The organism is Nonomuraea sp. NPDC049141, from assembly GCF_040648415.1.
Classification (GTDB): domain Bacteria; phylum Actinomycetota; class Actinomycetes; order Streptosporangiales; family Streptosporangiaceae; genus Nonomuraea.
On sequence record NZ_JBEZDR010000036.1, the window covers coordinates 35,961 to 51,165 of the forward strand.

The following is a 15,205-nucleotide window of genomic DNA, read 5'->3' on the forward strand; positions in this document are numbered from 1 at the left end:
ACCCGTGATCGAAAGGCCCGGCCCTGGCCAGCCTGCCACCGCCATCACCTTCGCCCGCAAGACGATCGAGGACTGGGCAGGGCGTGACCTCACCGACGCCGAGATGACCCAACTCCACGCGGCTAGCGCCAACTCCGGCATCCCCGACACGATCGCCGCCCTCGTAGACGCCTTCCGGCCCCGCCCTGACGCCGCCATGGTCGCCGAGGCCCTGGCCAACATGACCACCCGGATCAGCGACGACCTCGACAGGTTCCTCCACCCTGTCGCCGAAGGCAACGTCCTCACCATCAAGGCCACCCCCGCCCACGACAGCGAGGCCGAACCGGAGGAGGACTTCGACTTCTGCGCCGTCGTCTCCGAGGTATCGCCCCGACCGGCTGGAGGAGGGCCCGCTCGACGTACTCCGCGCGGACGACGGCCGAGTCCTCATCAACCCCGAGTCCCCCTGCTCGACCTCTCGGCGCACCAGGCGTTCCAGGTGGCCGCCCAGATCAGCACCGCTGCCGCCCTCAGCCTCCGCCCCAGCCGCTGACCCACCCGGCCGCCTCGCCCCACCGCGAGGCGACCCCACACTCCGGAGAAACCCCGTGTTCGACACCCGCCCCATCGCCCGCACGGACGCCCAACGGGCCCTGTCCTCGCCGGCACCGCATGGGTCAAGGACTTCACCGTCGAGGACTTCAACAGCGTTCACGACTTCTCATCCGCGAGCTCGCGGCGGACGCCCTTACCCCACAGATACCCCCTGGTCACGTGTCGCCGTCACGACAGGAGTGCTTTACCGCCAGGCACCTTTCGCAGTACCGGCCACAGGCTCGCACGTGATGAATACACCGCAATTTGCGCGCGACCTGTCCACGATGCGGCGCGCTACAGCGCTTCGACAGTACGGGGTGAGAGACCTGCCAGGTAACCGGCCAGACCCGAGCCCTCGGCCTTACCGTGAAGGCATCGTCGTCCATGTGCCGCGAGGCTTCCGCCGGGCGCATGGCCGCATCCCGCTGGCAGGCCCTGCCGGACGCTCCCTCGCAGTCAGGCTGACGGGCGCGATCCCACCGCGTTCCGCGCTCGCGTACCAACCATCTCACCCAAGGAGTTCGCCCTGGGCGTCCGCTCCCACATAGCCACCGCCGACCGGGTCGCCTTCGAGGTCGTACCCGCCGACCAGCTGGATTACCTCCTCGAAGACGACGAACAGCCACCCAATGAGCAGGCCCTCGTGATCGCCGACGTCGGCAACGACGAAGAGTTCGTCATCTTCGGCACCCTGGGCGAGCTGACCACGCTCAGCCACGAAATGTCGGAGCACTGCTGGGCGGCCGAGCAGCGCACCATCACGTCCGCCTGAGCGACATCCACCACGCGCCGCCCGGACGCCGCGCCATCACCCGGAAAGGAGCCGCAGTTGGAGCGTTGGATGCTCCAGACTCCGCTCCTGGCCCTTGTCCCCATCGCGATCCACGAAATGCGCACCATGAGCTTCGCCGAACGCCAGGCGATCGCCACCGCATGCTCGCACACCATCGCCGAACGCGCCGACCGGCTCATGTTCCCCACCCCCGGCAGCAAACCCTCCGGTGTGCTGACCGCCCTCGCGCGAGGGTTCGCCGCTGCCGCCTACCAGCCCGGGGGTATCACCGCGCTGGGCATCCACGCCTGTGTCTTCGCCCATCCCGGGGTGCCCCGCCCTTGATGCGCAGCAGCGGCCGCCCTGCTGCACGTGCGCCTCTGGCGCATGCTCCCCCATGGCGGCGGCCGCCTGCGAGCGGTGCACCTGGTGCGCTAACGGGTGTTCAACTGACGGCACCTGCTGCCCGCCGCGATCAACCTTCGGACGTGTGGTGCTCGACGACACGCCCTGAACGCTAACCCTCGCTTCCTCCCCCAGCCCCTGGCCACCCGCCCAAGGATCACGGCGTGCCCGAACGCGGGCGGCCCAGGGCCGGGAAACCCTCGCACAGAAAGAACCCTTTGGGAGCCACCCCCTTCACCACCGGGCCACAGCAGGGCGCAACAGCCGAGGGGGCGTTCGACGCCGCAGTCGAACAAGCCAGATACGACTACGGCCGCCGCGGATACACCGGCACCATCGCTGAGAAGGACGACTTCGTCATCGTCGCCAGCGAGCCCATGACCGAAACCGAAGCGACAGCACTCGCCGACCAGCTCCTCAGGACGGACGACCCGCGGATCGTCGATAAGTGGGGCCAGCCGGAGCGATCCCCATCAAGGGAGAGAACAGCAGCCCAGGCGGCTGGCTCTTCGTGGGCTGGGCCTCCAGCTGAAGCATCCTCCGCCTCTTCGCCGCAGCGCTGCGCGGTAGCCGCACCCCATCTGACTCCCGGAACCCGCTGGCTGGCGCTCGACGGCATGCCGGGTCCGGACGCTCTTCGCGACGAATGCATCACTTCGCAGGCGTCCGAGCCCGCCATCCCTCTCGGTCGCCTTGTTCAGCACAACACGCACTGACGCGGCTGCGTTGCCTCGCCAACCCCCGTCTATGGGAGGACCCCGATACATGAAGCGCTCCGGCTTCGTTGGAGGCTCGTTCCCTTGAGAGGATCGAGTCATGGCAGCCAAGTCCCCCTATCCGCCCGAGTTGCGTAAGCGCGCGGTGCGGATGGTCGCTGAGGTCCGTCCGGACTACCCGACTGAGTGGGCCGCGATCAACGCGGTTGCCGCCAAGTTGGGCATCGGCACCGCCGAGACACTGCGCAAGTGGGTCCGCCAGGCCCAGATCGACGAAGGACAGCGGCCGGGCACCACCACCGATGAGGCCGAGGAGTTGAAGCGGTTGCGGCGGGAGAACGCCGAGCTGCGCCGGGCCAACGAGATCCTGAAGGCCGCCTCCTTGAATCTAAGTCGGCTTTCTTCGCGGCCGAGCTCGACCGGCCACACACGCACTCGTGATCTTCATCGACGAACACCGCGAGATGTTCGGTGTCGAGCCGATCTGCCACGTGCTGACCGAGCACGGCCTTGCCATCTCGCCCAGCACCTACTACGCCGCCAAGAACAGGCCGCCATCGGCCCGGCAGGTCCGCGACGCCGAGCTGGACGAGCACATCAGGCGCATCCACACCACCAACTACGGCGTCTACGGCACCCGCAAAGTCTGGCGGCAACTGCTGCGCGAGGGCCACCAGGTCGCCCGATGCACGGTCGAGCGGCGGATGCGTGCGCTGGGCCTGCAAGGAGCCCGCCGCGGCAAGAAGATCCGCACCACTGTGGTCGATCCCAGCCATCAGCGGGCGGCCGACCTGGTCAAGCGGGACTTCACCACGCCCCGGCCGAACACGGTCTGGGTCGCCGACTTCACCTACGTTCACGCCTGGTGCGGGATCGTCTACGTCGCCTTCGTCGTGGATGTGTACTCCCGGGCGATCGTCGGCTGGGCGGCCTCGCTGTCCAAGCGCGCCGGCCTGGTGCTGGACGCCCTGGACATGGCGTTGTGGCGGCGCGACCGCGCCGGACGACCCGCCGGGCCGGGCCTGGTTCATCATTCGGACGCCGGCAGCCAATACACCTGTTTCCGCTTCACCGCTCACCTGATAACCGCGGGCATCGATGCCTCCATCGGCACGGTCGGGGACGCGTTGGACAACGCGCTGATGGAATCGCAGATCGGCCTTTACAAGACCGAGCTGATCAAACCCCGAGGGCCCTGGCGCAGCCTGGCCGAGGTGGAACTGGCCACCGCCGAATGGGTCGAGTGGTTCAACACGACCCGCCTGCACTCCTCGATCGACAACATCCCGCCGCAGGAGTACGAAGCCCTCTACTACGCTCAACACCAGCCCAACGAGACCGTTGGAATCAACCCCTGAGCTCTCCATCGAAGCCGGGGCGGTTCACGGGCAGCATGCTCAGCTTCTTCCAGATGGCGCTCGTCATCGAAGAGCTCGCCCGTGACGGTATTCGCCTGCACGGATTCGGCCTTCTCTTACCCAACCAACATCTGTCGTGATCGCAGCTTCCAGCAGAGTAGTGGATGACGATCAAGTTGTCAGCCGCGGCTGTCGCGCCAGGAGGTCGTCGAGAGGTCCATCAGCCGCGTGAAAAGACCCCGCCGGACGTGGGTGCCGGACGGGGTCTTGATGTGCGGGTTGGCGGCTTGGTGCGCGTCTTGTGGCTGGAGGTGTGTCGCGGTCGAATGCGGTCAGTCGCTGCTGAGCACGCTGGTGTTCTGGCAGGCGGTCAGGCGCCACTGCCCGTCCTCCTTTGCCATGACGAACAGTGGCGTGCCCACCTCCTCCGTCCCGTCGGGGTTCCGATAGACCTGGCGCACCTTCACGGCTGCGACGTCGGGACGGACGAACAGCACGTGTTCGACCTCGAACGTGACCGTGGTGTCCTGCATCCCTCCGGGAAGCACCTGGTGCGTGAACGTCGAGATCGCATCACGGCCGATGAGGCGCTTGCCGTGGCCTGTTGTCCAGATCGCGTCGGCTCGGAACAGAGCAACGAACTCGTCAGGGAGTTCATTGTTCTGGGAGTGCTCAACCGCGGCCACCACCTGCTTGATCGCTTCGATGTCGGTCTGGCTCGTCTGGTCGGCAATGTTCGTTGTGCTCATGACGATGGACGATAGAACCTTAAGTTTGCTTGAGGTCAAGAGCGTCAATCGTGCCGGGCGGGGTCTTGATGTGCAGTGATGCCCTCAGGCTAGGAGGCCCAGGGTTTCGGGCGTTTCCCAGGCGGTCAGCTGCCGCTCGGGGTCGGTTTCCTCCTGCGTGCACTGGTTGATCAGGCCGGCGAGGGCTTGCCGGTCCTGCTCGGGCAGGTCGGCATCCGGCGCGTTCAGCTGATCCATGGCAGCTACCATCCATCTCGTATGGTGATACGCGATTCCTGCATTGTGGACAATGCTGCCGCGTGGACATGCCTGACCGCCACAGGCTTTCGGTAGATGAGACGCTGGGGCGGTAAGCCCGCATGAAGATCGGCCACGTACGGAAGGCAGGGCTAGCAGATCCATGTCTCGTGGCGCAGGACGGCGCGCCAGCCGTCGGGGGTCCGACCGTAGGCCGTCGACGCGTACCAGGACTGCGTTTCCTCGCCCATGGTGCTCATCACCTTGTAGGTGATCACGGCTGCCGCGTCGCCGAGTCGCTTGAGGACGACATCGTGTGCCTGGCTGCGGTGTTCCGGCCACACCACCTGGAAGCTGACTCCACGTGACGCAGATCACATCCTAGAACGCGAACTCGCGCCAGCCGTACGGGCGAAAGCTGACAACCAGTGCGTACGGACAGGAGCACCATGTGATCGCCGAAGAATTCGGCAGAACCGACGACGCCGAGCTGATACGGCGCTCGGAGCGCGTTCCGGAGGACTTCGCCGACCTCTTCGACCGCCATGCGGAGGTATGTCGCCAGGCGGCTGGGCCCCTCCCTGGCCGACGACATCGTCTCCGACACCTTCCTGGCCGCTTTCCGGCGCCGCCACCGCTACGACCCGAGCCATCCCGACGCAGCGGCCCTGGCTGTACGGCATCGCCGCCCGGCTCATCAGCCGGCGTCGGCGTCCGCGGGGAACGCGTTCGGCTTGTCTGCCTGCTCCGGCTTGCCCCAGTAGCGGATGCGGTTCTGGAGCGCGACGCGCGATACGCCGAGCATCCGGGCGATGGGGCCGACTTCGATCGGCTGCTCGGCGGCCGCGTCGGCCACCTTGCGCCGCTGCGACGGGCGCAGTTCGACGCCCTGCGCCTTGATGTCGCCCGACACCATGGTCAGGTCGAGCTTGTACTCGGCGCCGATTTCGGCGATCTCCCACTGCCTGCCGTCCAGGTGGCCCTGGTAGAGGGCGGCGATGTCCTGCCGCCGGATCTCCCGGACCGCGTCAGCGAGTGCGCGCTTGGCTTTGAGCTCCTTCGCGGCCTCGTCGCGCTTGGCAAGCGCGGTGTTCACGTCCCAGTCGGGGAGCTGCTCGGCGATCTCCTCGTCGGACTGCGTGACAGGCCCGCCGGTCGGGAACAGGGAGGAGGCACCAACGCCGGTGTTCTTGGACGCCTTCTGCTTGTTCCACCCCTTGGCCTTGTGCCGGTAGTGGAGCGTCCAAACGGCCTTCCCGAGGAGGTCACGGGCGTCCTTCGCGGCGGCGTTCGCGTTCGCGGCGAGGCCGGCCGCGCACGAAGCCGAGTTGGCGCGCCTGCGTGCCGAGCTGGACGCCGTGAACGAGGCGCTGCCGCAAGGCGGGCATCGACTACCCGCAGGGCGCGCGTGGGATCCGCGACCTCTACAACGCGTTCCAGGGTGCGCTCGAAGGTCGGCGGGAAGCGGTGGAGGAGCTCCGCACCCTCAAACGGTGACAGAGCGTGCAAAGGGTGCTGAAACCCGCGTCGGAAGAGACGAACGGCCGCTACCTCATCTACAAGTGGAACAACGCCGACGGCGTGAACGTGGTGCGCTACGGCGTCACGAAGGGCCGCGGCCACAGCACCATCCCAGAGGAGATGCGGCTGCTCTGGAACTGGTATGAGCTTTGGAAGAAGGCTCCTGACGGGAGTAGCACCTACGTAGGGCGGTAGGAGTCGGCCTGCACCGTCCAGGTGCCAACGTGGCGGCGGCTCCCTCGACGACCCGGCCGTGGCCGGGCACCAACCAGCTGAACATCACAACGAGCCAGCCTGCCAACCGCGATCCCTGAGGACGCACAGACCTCACGCGCGAGCGATCCACAAGTGACAACCACGACCGTCGCCGCCAAGCACGCCGTCATAACCGGAGCGAGCTCAGGCATTGGCCTCGCTGTGGCACATCGGTTGCTCAACGAGGGCTGGCATGTCACCGGAGTATCTCGACGCCCGTCACCGAGCACCATCCACCCGCCCGCCCAAACCGGCGGATCCGCCAGCTCCAGACTGTCCTGGCTGTGCGTGGACCTCAGCGACGTGGAAGCCGTCGGTCAGGCCCTCGCGACGGTGACCGGCGACATCGACGCCATCATCCACTCCGCAGGACTTCAGCGCACCGCAAAGCTTGGTGCGCTGAACATGGCAGATGGCGCAGCGATGTGGCAGGTGAACGTCGCCGCGGCTAGCTACGTCGTCAACGCGTTAAGCGGACAGCTCGTGGCTGGCGGCCGAATTGTTCTGCTCGGCAGCCGGACAATGCAGGGAACCGCCGGCAAGAGCCACTACGCCGCCACAAAGGCCGCCCTGCTTGGGCTATGCCGGTCGTGGGCCATCGAATTGCTACCCCACGCGATCACCGTGAACGTCGTTGCGCCAGGCCCGACCGATACCCCCATGCTGAAAGACCCGGCCCGGTCCGATATACCGCCCAAGACGCCTCCGCTGGGCCGGCTCATCCGCCCGGATGAGGTAGCCGGCCTAGTCTCGTTCCTCCTCGGCCCCGACGCCGGCGCGATCACAGGCCAACACCTCATGATGTGTGGCGGGGCCTCGCTGGCCCTGCCCTAGGGACCATGTCCGAGCGGTTCCCGTGCTCGCTGTTGTTCGCTTGTCGAAGTAGGAGCTCCAATGTGCCCTGCGGCAGGTGAGCGGTGCGGTGCTGGCATAGCAGGTGGCACAGCGTATCTGCCGGTCACGCTTGATCCTGCTACCCAGCCCTGTAGGGCAGGAACTGCGCGAACTGCGTCTCGATCGGCTGGTGAAGACTGGCGCAAACCGATCGGGCGAGGTCATCGGCCATGATCTCCACCGCACCGTTCTCCCTCCGGGCTTGGGGAACATCATGTTCGCCCGTCAACGCTGGGACGAGCTTGCCGATGTTGCTGTGCTTCCCGGGAACGAGGTCACGGACCCGGTAGGCGATGGGCGACCCGTCGTCCCCCACCGGCACGCGTACGGCATGACGAGCCGCCTGTCCGTCAGCCGTAGCCGGGTACCGGGAGCGTGCCCGCCGTGCAGGCGGCTCGGCGGGGCTGCCGCGTGGTGCTGCGGCGTGTCAGCGGGACTCCTGTGCGCCGAGCAGAGTGAGGGCGTTGCGGATGCCCTCTTCGAGGAGTTCGTCGGAGAGTCGCCGGTCGGCCAGGGCGCGGGAGAGCTGCAGCGTCCCGACCATCATGGCGTAGACGCTGAGGGTCTTCGTGCGCACCGAGCGCGGATCGGCAGGCGCCAGGCGAGCGGCGATACCGTCGATGACGGCGAGCACGCCGTCGGTGTACGCCTGCTTGGTCTCGTCCGCGCAGCGCCCTATCTCATCGAGGAGTGCGGCGGAGGGGCAGCCGTCGTCGGGACTGTCGCGGTGCTGGGGCGACAGATACCACCGTACGATCTGCTCGAGTCCGGCGATCCCGGGGGCCGCCTGCTCGATGACGTTCGCGTACTGCGCGCGCAACTGGTCCGCGACCGCGGCGGCCACGAGATCGTCCTTGGTTTCGAAGTGGCCGTAGAAGGCGCCGTTGGTCAGTCCGGCGTCCGCCATCAGCGTCGAGATGCCCGAGCCGTCGATACCGTCCTTCTTGAACCGGCGGCCGGCGGTTTCGATGATCCGCTGCCGGGTCGTCTGCTTGTGCTCTTTCCCGTAACGCACCACGCGCTCGCTCCTTTGTACGCCGGAAGGGACGCCTGCCCTCCGCCAGCTTCGCCATCATATTGGATTACGAACGAACTCCAATGGTATGCGAACGGCGTCTGGAGCACCGCCACGTCTTCTCTGCGGCCAGCCCGATTCAGTCGTTGCCGGGCGCCATCGAGATCACGACCTTCCCGGCCGTGGTACGCCCCTGCTCGACGTACGCCATCGCCTCGAGCGTCTGGTCGAAGGGGAAAGTTCGGTCGATGACCGGGCGGAGCCGTCCGTTGTCGTACAGGGCGCCGAGTTCACGGAGCTGGGAGCCGCTGGCCTGCATGAAGAAGAACTGATAGCGCACGCCCAGGGCCTTGGCCTGCTTGCGCACCTTGCGGCTGAGCGCGTTCATGGCCACGCCCATGAACGAGGGGGCGCCGAGTTGTCTGGCGAAACCGGCGTCCGGCGGGCCGGCGACACCGATGGCCAGGCCGTCCGGTTTCAGTACGGTCAGCGACTTCTCGAGGTTCGCCCCGCCCAGGGAGTCCAGCACCAGGTCGTAGCCGCACAGCACCTTCGAGAAGTCCTCCTTGGTGTAGTCGACGACGATGTCGGCGCCGAGGCTCCTGACCAATTCCTTGGTGCGGGTGTTCGTCGTCGTCGCCACCGTGGCACCGAGGTGCTTGGCGAGCTGGATGGCCGTCGATCCGAGGCCACCGGCACCGGCGTGGATGAGCACCTTCTGGCCCGGCTTCACATGGGCACGGTCGACGAGGATCTGCCAGGAGGCCAAGGCCACCAGCGGAACCGCGGCCGCCTCGCGGAGGGTGAGTGACTCCGGCTTGGGCGAGACGTCGTCCTGGTCGATCGCAATGAACTCGGCGAAGCCTCCGATCCGAAGGTCGCGGGGACGTGCGTAGACCTCGTCGCCGACGGCCACGTCGCGCACGGCGGACCCGACCTTCGTCACGACGCCAGCGACGTCGTGGCCGAGCACGAAGGGCAGCTTGTACCTCAGGAGTCGTTTGAACTCCCCGTTGCGGACCATTTTGTCCAGCGGGTTGATGCTGGTGGCACTCACTCGGACCAGGACGTCGCCGTCCCCGACAGTGGGCTCTGGAACGTCTGCGGCGCGTACGCCGTCCTTGCCGTACTTCTCGACGACGAATGCCTTCATGTCAGCCATCCCTTTGCGTGGTCTTCTCGGTTGTCTTTCGGCGGACGATGCGCATGTCCGGGCGGCTTGCGCATCAGCTGCCGAGGTGCCGGCGGAGCCACTGACCCATCTGCTCGATCGCCCGGTCCACCTCGGGCACGCGCCCCGCGCCCAGGATGAACGAGTGCTGGCCCTCGGGCAGCGGGCGGACCTCGGAGAGGATCTTGAAGTCGGCGAGTCGGCGGCCGAAGTCGGCGCCCTCGCCGGCAAGCGTCTCGTGCTCGCCGTAGTGGAGGGCCGTGGGCGGCAGGCCGGTCAGGTCGGCGTTCAGGATGCTGATGTCGGGGTCGGTGAAGTCCACGCCGGGGTCCTGCAGCCAAGCTGCTCGGAACTGCTCGAGGATGTCCCGGCTGAGCATCTTGTCGTGTTCCTCGTTCTCGTCCACCTTCGGGTTGCTGATGGTGAGGTCGGTCCACGGTGAGATGCTGATGATCGCCCCGGGGGTCGCCTCGCCCTTGGCGAGCAGGCGCAGTGGCAGCATGACCGCGAGGGTGCCTCCGATGGAGTGGCCGGTGCTGCCGATGTTCCGCGGCTCGTAGCCCTGCGTGAGCAGCCAGCGGTAGGCGGTCTCGGCGTCGTCGATCTGCGCCGGGTGGGGGTGCTCGGGCGCCAGGCGGAAGCCCACGACGAGTGAGCGGGCTCCGGCCGCCTTGGCGATGTGGCCGGCGGCCTTGCGGTCCGATGCGATGGAGGCGGCGACCGATCCGCCGAAGTGGAAGTGGAGCAGGGCCTTGTCGGGGTCGGCGCCCTCGGGGATGGCCCACAGGGCGGGGACGCCGTCGGCGTCCACGTCGGCGTAGGTGACGCCTTCCGGCTCGGTCGATGCCGAAGCATGTGTGTCGACGATGTCGCGGACGACGGCCAGATCGAGGCCCGGTGTCGACGCCTTCGCGCGCACGCTCTCGAGGAACTGCGCGAACTGCTGTGCTTGCGTACTGATTCCCATGGTGATGCTCCTGTTCAGGTCGGAGGTGAGTGCACTTCTCGCGCGCAGTGCGGGCCGATGGGCCGGGTGCGATGTCAGCCGGGCATGCGGTTGAATCTGCGGATCTGCTTGTCGAAGATCCCGGCGGGGACCAGGCGTCGCGCGGTGGTGATGCGTGAGGCGAGCGGTCCAGCGGTGTAGCGCAGCTTCGGCTTCGGGGCGGTGGCCGCCGTGACGATCTCCTTGGCGACGACGGCGGGGTCGTCGCCGGTCTTCATCGCCTCAGCGACCACTTCGTCGAAGACACGCCGCCGCTCCGCATACAGCGGCAGCGGGGTGTCGGGCTGCGCGGCATTGGCGTCGAAGGCGGTCCGGGTGTAGCCGGGCTCGACGAGCAGGACGCGGACGCCGTGCTCGCGGACTTCGTGGTCCAGTGACTCGGAGTAGCCCTCGATGGCGTGCTTCGCGGCGACGTAGAGGGCCATGTAGGGCTGCGGGATGACGCCGAGGACGGACGAGAGGTTGACGATGCGTCCACGGCCCTGGGCGCGCATGTGCGGCAGGACGGCCTTCGTCATGCGGACGAGACCGAAGAAGTTGAGGTCGAAGAGCCTCTGTGCCTGGGCGACGGAGTTCTCCTCGGCGGCGCCGGCCGAGCCCAGACCGGCGTTGTTGACGAGGACGTCGATCCGTCCGAACCGTTCGATCACTTCCTGGACGGCGGCGGTGACGGATTCGTCACTGGTCACGTCGAGGTCGAGGAAGGTCACACCGGCGGGCGGGGTGAGTCCCGAGGTGTTCCGTCCGGTTCCGATCACCTCGAACCCGGCTGTGGCGAAGGCGCGAGCGGTTGTGTTACCGATCCCCGATGACGCCCCCGTCACGAGTGCTACCGGCCGATGTGTCGCCATCACAGACTCCCTGCATCATTAAATTTCGATCGTTTAGCTTACGGTCGTAATATTATTAGAGGACCGGGCGGATGGCAAGGAGCGACTCCGGCGATCGCCGGGAACCTGCGGCTTGGTGCGGGAGGGGAAAGAGGGCGCCGAAGGCGGCAGGCCACCGATACAAGCCAGCAGCGGCGCCCGCCGACAGCCGTCCCCCCGCGAGGTGTTCCTCGGCAGTCACCTCTACTGGCAGAACCACGACCTGCTGTGGGAGCCGGTCTCCCGCAGCGACCTCGGCGAGGAGAACTGGCTGCACCTGGCGTATGCCGACAAGACCCTGGTGACCCAGATCGACGGACTGGGCGCCGCCGCTGCCACCACGCAGTAGACGGGCTGGCCCACATCCTTGGCCACCCTGCCGTCACTGGTGGTGCGCATGCTGGAGCTCCCCGGAGGCCGCGTGTTGGAGATCGGCGCCCTTCTTACTCTTCGGCTTGGCGGCCGGTTTGGCAGGCTAGATGCCTTTACGTGCGGGTGCCGTACGTGATCCGAACAAGTCAGTCCGGATCACGCCGACTGCGGCAATGACGAAGAACCACAGCACCGCCAGGAATGCGAGCCGGATCAGCAGCAGCGTGAGCTCGGACATGGACCGTTTGTCCGCCCCTAATCGCGCCGGAACACCAGAGTCGTACGTCCAAGCGTCACTCGCGTGCCGTTTTGGAGCTCGACCCTGCGTACCGGCTGGCCGTGGACGAACGTGCCGTTCGTCGATCCGAGATCGACGAGAGCGACGTTTTGACCCTCGACGCGCAACTCCGCGTGGTGACGTGACACGCCGGGGTCGACAAGACGAAGGTCGCAGTCGGTGCCCCTGCCCAGCAAGGTCACCGGAGTGGTGAGCTCGTAGGAGCGGTCGCCCTGCGGGTCGTCCTGAGTGGACACGAGCAGCCTGGGCCGCCCGTTGAAGGCATTGGACCTCGATGGTGGCAGATCGCTCGCCGGCTTCGTCGGCCTCGCCCTGGCCATCACGAGATATCTGACGCGCGCGCAGGACTGATCTCATGGCCGCTCTCACCTGTTCCCGTCCTGCCAGACGGTCCACCCGCTGCCGGGGAGCCGCGATGACCCCGCTGACGTTCGCCTGCCAGCACGTGCCCGGCGTCACCGTGATCTCGATGGCCGGAGACCTGAACGCCGCCAACGTCGACCAGCTGGACGCCTTCGTCAGCCGGGCGCGGCGGCAGCCAGGCGATCACGTGGTGCTCGATCTGAGCGAGGTACCGCATGTAGGCCGTTCAGGCCTGCGTGTGCTGCTCAATGTCCGGGCCCTGCTCCGCCGGCACGGAGGCGACCTGCACCTGGCGTCCCTTCAGCAGGCACCCGCCCGGCTGCTGAACGACACCGGAGCCAGACTCATCCTGACCGTGCATCACAACGTGGAACAGGCCATCCTCGCAGCGCTGCGGGCACACTGAACCACTCCAGGCCGGGGCTCCGCTCCCGAAGGTGTCCCCAGCCGCCAGGTATGGATCGTTACTCACGCAGGAACAGCCGTTGGCGATGAGACGGACAGCACTGCCTGGACATGGACACCCGCCTCGACCTCGCAGCCGCCTAACCACGCGGGTCGGGGGGCGCTACGCCCTCTACGATGCTTCCCACTCAGTAGCCCGCCGTCAGTTCGGCGGCGCTCGCGGTGGGCAGGTTGCCGTTGCGGCGGCTTTCCAGGTCGTCGAGGATCGCCGCGGTGGCTGTGGCTCCGAAGCGGGTGGCGCCGAGCTGGTGCAGGTGCAGGAGCGCGTCCAGGGTGCGAACGCCTCCGGCGGCTTTGACCTGCACGTTCGAGGACACGGTACGGCGCATCAGGGCGATGTCGGCGGCCGTCGCACCGCCGCGGGCGAACCCGGTGCTGGTCTTGATGAAGGCTGCGCCCGCGGTCTCGGCGGCCTTGTACCCGGCGGTCTTGTCCTGGTCGGTCAGATAAGCGTTCTCGAAGATCACTTTGACGGACAGGCCCTCGGCGGCCTGGACGACGGCGGCGATCTCGTTCTGGACGAACGCGACGTCGCCGCCGCGCAGGCGGCCGATGTTGATCACCATGTCAATCTCTTCCGCCCCCAGGGAGATCAGTTCGGTGCTCTCGAAGACCTTCGCCTGCGTGGTGCTGCTGCCGTGCGGAAAGCCGACGACCGTGCCGACGCGAACCTGGCTACCGCGCAGCGCGGCGGCCGCAGCCGCCACGTCGGCGGGCCGCACGCACACCGACGCCGTGCGGTACTTCAGGGCAATTGCCAGGCCGTCCTCGACCTCGGCCGGAGTCAGTTCGGGCCGCAGCAGCGAGTGGTCGATCATCTTCGCCACCTGCTCGCGTGAGGGCAGGTGGCCGTCCCAGCGCGGGACGTCGATCGAGGCCACGGACATGATGCTCTCCTTCGGGTCGCCCGAGATAAGCTGTATATACAGCCTATACAGATCTGAGTGACGGTGTCGACTGGCGTCACACTGGGAGCCGACACCATCCGACTGAGGAGGAGCACACCCGCCATGGCCGCGTCGCAACCGCTGTACGAGCGCATCGAGAAGCAGCTGCGCCGGCGCCTCGAAGGCGCCGGCGACGGCGATCCGTTCCCCTCCGAATCGCGGCTGGCGCAGGAGTTCGGTGTCTCCCGGATGACGGCGCGCGCCGCTCTGGTCCGACTGGAGCGCGACGGCCTGCTGGAGCGGGTCCCCGGGCGAGGCAGCTTCGTGCGGCAGGCCGCCGCCGCCCGGCCGGTCGGCACCCTGCTGAGCTTCCATGACCAGGCCCTCGCCCTTGGCAAGACACCGCGTTCCCGGGTCCTGGAGGCCGCCGTGCGCCCTGCCTCCCACCAGGAGATGGCCGCCCTCTACCCGGCCCTCACCACGCAGCCCGCGTCCGTGGTCGCCATCAGCCGCGTCCGGCTCTTCAACGACCTGCCCGTGGCCATCGAACACGCCACGTTCCCCGCCACCCTCGACGCGCTGCTCACCGCAGACCTGGAGACCGGATCACTGCACCAGACCCTCCGCCGCACAGGACTGCACCCGACCCTCGGCTCCTCCGTCCTCACTGCGCGCACAGCCGACGACGATGCACCGGAACTCGACGTTGACCCCACCACGCCGATGCTCGTCGAGACGCGCTCCATCATCGACCAGGATGGGAACCCTCTCGAATACACGATCAGCTCCTACGTGGCGCACCGCTACGCGCTCAAGGTCGACTTCTTCGTCTCCGCGCCCGGCCACCCCTCGCACCGGGCCGACACACGTTAGGCGCCTGAGGTGTCTGACGTGACTAACAGGCCTTCAAGCGTCTGACCAGCAGGTTCGCTTGACAGCCCCAGATAACCATCGCGCCCTCAACTCAAGAACTGTTGCTTACCCTGCTCGGCCGCCTGGCGCGGGCAGCCCAGCCGCGCCGCCCCTGGCTGCGGGTGACCGTCTCGCCCTGGTGGGCTCGGGTCCTCCTCGCCGCCGGCACGCCTGGCGCCCGTCTGCACGCTGACCGCCAGCTTTCCCTCCGTGCCTACGATCGGCCCGGGCCAGGACCTGCGCGGCGCGAACCTGTGACGTGCCACGGTTTATGTCGCTGTTTCGGCCACGCTCTTGTCGTGATTCAGAACTGTCGAGCGGGACACCGCGGCCGAGGCCAGCAACTGCCCGGGTTCCGCCA

Annotated in this window: 19 protein-coding genes and 3 pseudogenes; 11 read left to right on the forward strand and 11 right to left on the reverse strand. The window is 67.4% G+C overall.

Annotated elements, in window-relative coordinates:
* The first annotated feature begins 4 nt into the window (after nucleotides 1–4).
* The 5 genes and pseudogenes from AB0B91_RS60005 to AB0B91_RS60025 all read left to right on the forward strand — a co-directional run bounded on the left by AB0B91_RS60005 (nucleotide 5) and on the right by AB0B91_RS60025 (nucleotide 3,830).
* Nucleotides 5–535 (forward strand): hypothetical protein, encoded by a 531-nt coding sequence (locus AB0B91_RS60005; protein ID WP_358341293.1) that lies wholly within the window; start codon nucleotides 5–7, stop codon nucleotides 533–535.
* Between the two features lie 687 nt (nucleotides 536–1,222).
* Nucleotides 1,223–1,351 carry a hypothetical protein gene (locus AB0B91_RS60010; RefSeq protein WP_358341295.1) on the forward strand — a complete coding sequence of 43 codons (129 nt, stop codon included), beginning with the start codon at nucleotides 1,223–1,225 and terminating at the stop codon, nucleotides 1,349–1,351.
* 69 nt (nucleotides 1,352–1,420) lie between these two features.
* The gene (locus tag AB0B91_RS60015; RefSeq protein WP_358341298.1) at nucleotides 1,421–1,696 is read left to right on the forward strand and encodes a hypothetical protein; all 276 of its coding nucleotides are present in this window, start codon (nucleotides 1,421–1,423) and stop codon (nucleotides 1,694–1,696) included.
* Nucleotides 1,697–1,920: 224 nt separating this feature from the next.
* Nucleotides 1,921–2,472: a hypothetical protein gene (locus AB0B91_RS60020; protein ID WP_358341300.1), complete on the forward strand. Its 552-nt coding sequence runs from the start codon at nucleotides 1,921–1,923 to the stop codon at nucleotides 2,470–2,472.
* A 100-nt stretch (nucleotides 2,473–2,572) separates the two neighbouring features.
* Nucleotides 2,573–3,830: pseudogene (locus tag AB0B91_RS60025) on the forward strand (IS3 family transposase).
* A 332-nt stretch (nucleotides 3,831–4,162) separates the two neighbouring features.
* On the opposite strand, the gene AB0B91_RS60030 reads toward AB0B91_RS60025, so the two are convergent.
* From AB0B91_RS60030 to AB0B91_RS60040, 3 genes are all read right to left on the reverse strand, one after another.
* Nucleotides 4,163–4,618 carry an SgcJ/EcaC family oxidoreductase gene (locus tag AB0B91_RS60030; RefSeq protein ID WP_358341302.1) on the reverse strand — a complete coding sequence of 152 codons (456 nt, stop codon included), beginning with the start codon at nucleotides 4,616–4,618 and terminating at the stop codon, nucleotides 4,163–4,165.
* A gap of 45 nt (nucleotides 4,619–4,663) precedes the next feature.
* Nucleotides 4,664–4,816: a hypothetical protein gene (locus AB0B91_RS60035; RefSeq protein ID WP_358341305.1), complete on the reverse strand. Its 153-nt coding sequence runs from the start codon at nucleotides 4,814–4,816 to the stop codon at nucleotides 4,664–4,666.
* A gap of 152 nt (nucleotides 4,817–4,968) precedes the next feature.
* Nucleotides 4,969–5,160 (reverse strand): hypothetical protein, encoded by a 192-nt coding sequence (locus tag AB0B91_RS60040; protein WP_358341307.1) that lies wholly within the window; start codon nucleotides 5,158–5,160, stop codon nucleotides 4,969–4,971.
* A 201-nt stretch (nucleotides 5,161–5,361) separates the two neighbouring features.
* Here AB0B91_RS60040 and AB0B91_RS60045 point away from each other — a divergent pair, with 201 nt between their 5' ends.
* Entirely contained in the window at nucleotides 5,362–5,580 is a 219-nt protein-coding gene (locus AB0B91_RS60045) for a sigma factor (RefSeq protein WP_358341309.1), read from the forward strand.
* On the opposite strand, the gene AB0B91_RS60050 is transcribed toward AB0B91_RS60045, so the two are convergent.
* The gene (locus AB0B91_RS60050) at nucleotides 5,514–5,912 is read right to left on the reverse strand and encodes a hypothetical protein (RefSeq protein ID WP_358341312.1); all 399 of its coding nucleotides are present in this window, start codon (nucleotides 5,910–5,912) and stop codon (nucleotides 5,514–5,516) included. The two genes, AB0B91_RS60045 and AB0B91_RS60050, sit on opposite strands and share 67 nt — an antisense overlap.
* 407 nt (nucleotides 5,913–6,319) lie before the next feature.
* Here AB0B91_RS60050 and AB0B91_RS60055 point away from each other — a divergent pair, with 407 nt between their 5' ends.
* Nucleotides 6,320–6,532, forward strand: coding sequence for a hypothetical protein (locus AB0B91_RS60055; protein WP_358341315.1), 213 nt, complete (start codon nucleotides 6,320–6,322; stop codon nucleotides 6,530–6,532).
* 153 nt (nucleotides 6,533–6,685) lie between these two features.
* Entirely contained in the window at nucleotides 6,686–7,426 is a 741-nt protein-coding gene (locus AB0B91_RS60060; protein ID WP_358341318.1) for an SDR family oxidoreductase, read from the forward strand.
* A 487-nt stretch (nucleotides 7,427–7,913) separates the two neighbouring features.
* Here the strand turns inward: AB0B91_RS60060 and AB0B91_RS60065 are convergent, their stop codons facing one another.
* From AB0B91_RS60065 to AB0B91_RS60080, 4 genes are all read right to left on the reverse strand, one after another.
* Entirely contained in the window at nucleotides 7,914–8,504 is a 591-nt protein-coding gene (locus tag AB0B91_RS60065; RefSeq protein WP_358341321.1) for a TetR/AcrR family transcriptional regulator, read from the reverse strand.
* A 136-nt stretch (nucleotides 8,505–8,640) separates the two neighbouring features.
* Nucleotides 8,641–9,654, reverse strand: coding sequence for an NADP-dependent oxidoreductase (locus tag AB0B91_RS60070; RefSeq protein ID WP_358341324.1), 1,014 nt, complete (start codon nucleotides 9,652–9,654; stop codon nucleotides 8,641–8,643).
* Between the two features lie 73 nt (nucleotides 9,655–9,727).
* Nucleotides 9,728–10,639 carry an alpha/beta hydrolase gene (locus AB0B91_RS60075; RefSeq protein WP_358341327.1) on the reverse strand — a complete coding sequence of 304 codons (912 nt, stop codon included), beginning with the start codon at nucleotides 10,637–10,639 and terminating at the stop codon, nucleotides 9,728–9,730.
* 74 nt (nucleotides 10,640–10,713) lie between these two features.
* A complete protein-coding gene (locus tag AB0B91_RS60080) occupies nucleotides 10,714–11,529 on the reverse strand; it encodes an oxidoreductase (RefSeq protein ID WP_358341329.1) in 816 nt (271 codons plus the stop codon).
* A 115-nt stretch (nucleotides 11,530–11,644) separates the two neighbouring features.
* Between AB0B91_RS60080 and AB0B91_RS60085 the strand changes: the two genes are divergently transcribed.
* Complete coding sequence (locus AB0B91_RS60085; RefSeq protein ID WP_358341332.1) at nucleotides 11,645–11,896, forward strand: hypothetical protein; 252 nt, start codon at nucleotides 11,645–11,647, stop codon at nucleotides 11,894–11,896.
* A 135-nt stretch (nucleotides 11,897–12,031) separates the two neighbouring features.
* Here AB0B91_RS60085 and AB0B91_RS60090 read toward each other — a convergent pair.
* Together AB0B91_RS60090 and AB0B91_RS60095 are read right to left on the reverse strand one after the other, a co-directional pair.
* Nucleotides 12,032–12,157 (reverse strand): annotated as a pseudogene (locus tag AB0B91_RS60090) (FHA domain-containing protein); the annotation flags it as partial.
* A 17-nt stretch (nucleotides 12,158–12,174) separates the two neighbouring features.
* Nucleotides 12,175–12,471, reverse strand: a pseudogene (locus AB0B91_RS60095) (FHA domain-containing protein); the annotation flags it as partial.
* A 161-nt stretch (nucleotides 12,472–12,632) separates the two neighbouring features.
* Here AB0B91_RS60095 and AB0B91_RS60100 point away from each other — a divergent pair.
* Nucleotides 12,633–12,986, forward strand: coding sequence for an STAS domain-containing protein (locus AB0B91_RS60100; RefSeq protein ID WP_350780304.1), 354 nt, complete (start codon nucleotides 12,633–12,635; stop codon nucleotides 12,984–12,986).
* Nucleotides 12,987–13,173: 187 nt separating this feature from the next.
* Here the strand turns inward: AB0B91_RS60100 and deoC are convergent, their stop codons facing one another.
* Nucleotides 13,174–13,932: a deoxyribose-phosphate aldolase gene (deoC, locus tag AB0B91_RS60105; RefSeq protein WP_358341335.1), complete on the reverse strand. Its 759-nt coding sequence runs from the start codon at nucleotides 13,930–13,932 to the stop codon at nucleotides 13,174–13,176.
* A gap of 123 nt (nucleotides 13,933–14,055) precedes the next feature.
* On the opposite strand from deoC, the gene AB0B91_RS60110 reads away from it, so the two are divergent.
* Nucleotides 14,056–14,805 carry a GntR family transcriptional regulator gene (locus AB0B91_RS60110; protein ID WP_358341338.1) on the forward strand — a complete coding sequence of 250 codons (750 nt, stop codon included), beginning with the start codon at nucleotides 14,056–14,058 and terminating at the stop codon, nucleotides 14,803–14,805.
* Nucleotides 14,806–15,205: the final 400 nt, after the last annotated feature.

Coding starts and splice junctions, on each gene's coding strand:
- AB0B91_RS60070 (WP_358341324.1), bottom strand. CDS start 9,654: ATGAAGGCATTCGTCGTCGAGAAGTACGGCAAGGACGGCGTACGCGCC.
- deoC (WP_358341335.1), bottom strand. CDS start 13,932: ATGTCCGTGGCCTCGATCGACGTCCCGCGCTGGGACGGCCACCTGCCC.
- AB0B91_RS60035 (WP_358341305.1), bottom strand. CDS start 4,816: ATGGATCAGCTGAACGCGCCGGATGCCGACCTGCCCGAGCAGGACCGG.
- AB0B91_RS60045 (WP_358341309.1), top strand. CDS start 5,362: ATGCGGAGGTATGTCGCCAGGCGGCTGGGCCCCTCCCTGGCCGACGAC.
- AB0B91_RS60110 (WP_358341338.1), top strand. CDS start 14,056: ATGGCCGCGTCGCAACCGCTGTACGAGCGCATCGAGAAGCAGCTGCGC.
- AB0B91_RS60075 (WP_358341327.1), bottom strand. CDS start 10,639: ATGGGAATCAGTACGCAAGCACAGCAGTTCGCGCAGTTCCTCGAGAGC.
- AB0B91_RS60100 (WP_350780304.1), top strand. CDS start 12,633: ATGACCCCGCTGACGTTCGCCTGCCAGCACGTGCCCGGCGTCACCGTG.
- AB0B91_RS60015 (WP_358341298.1), top strand. CDS start 1,421: ATGCTCCAGACTCCGCTCCTGGCCCTTGTCCCCATCGCGATCCACGAA.
- AB0B91_RS60080 (WP_358341329.1), bottom strand. CDS start 11,529: ATGGCGACACATCGGCCGGTAGCACTCGTGACGGGGGCGTCATCGGGG.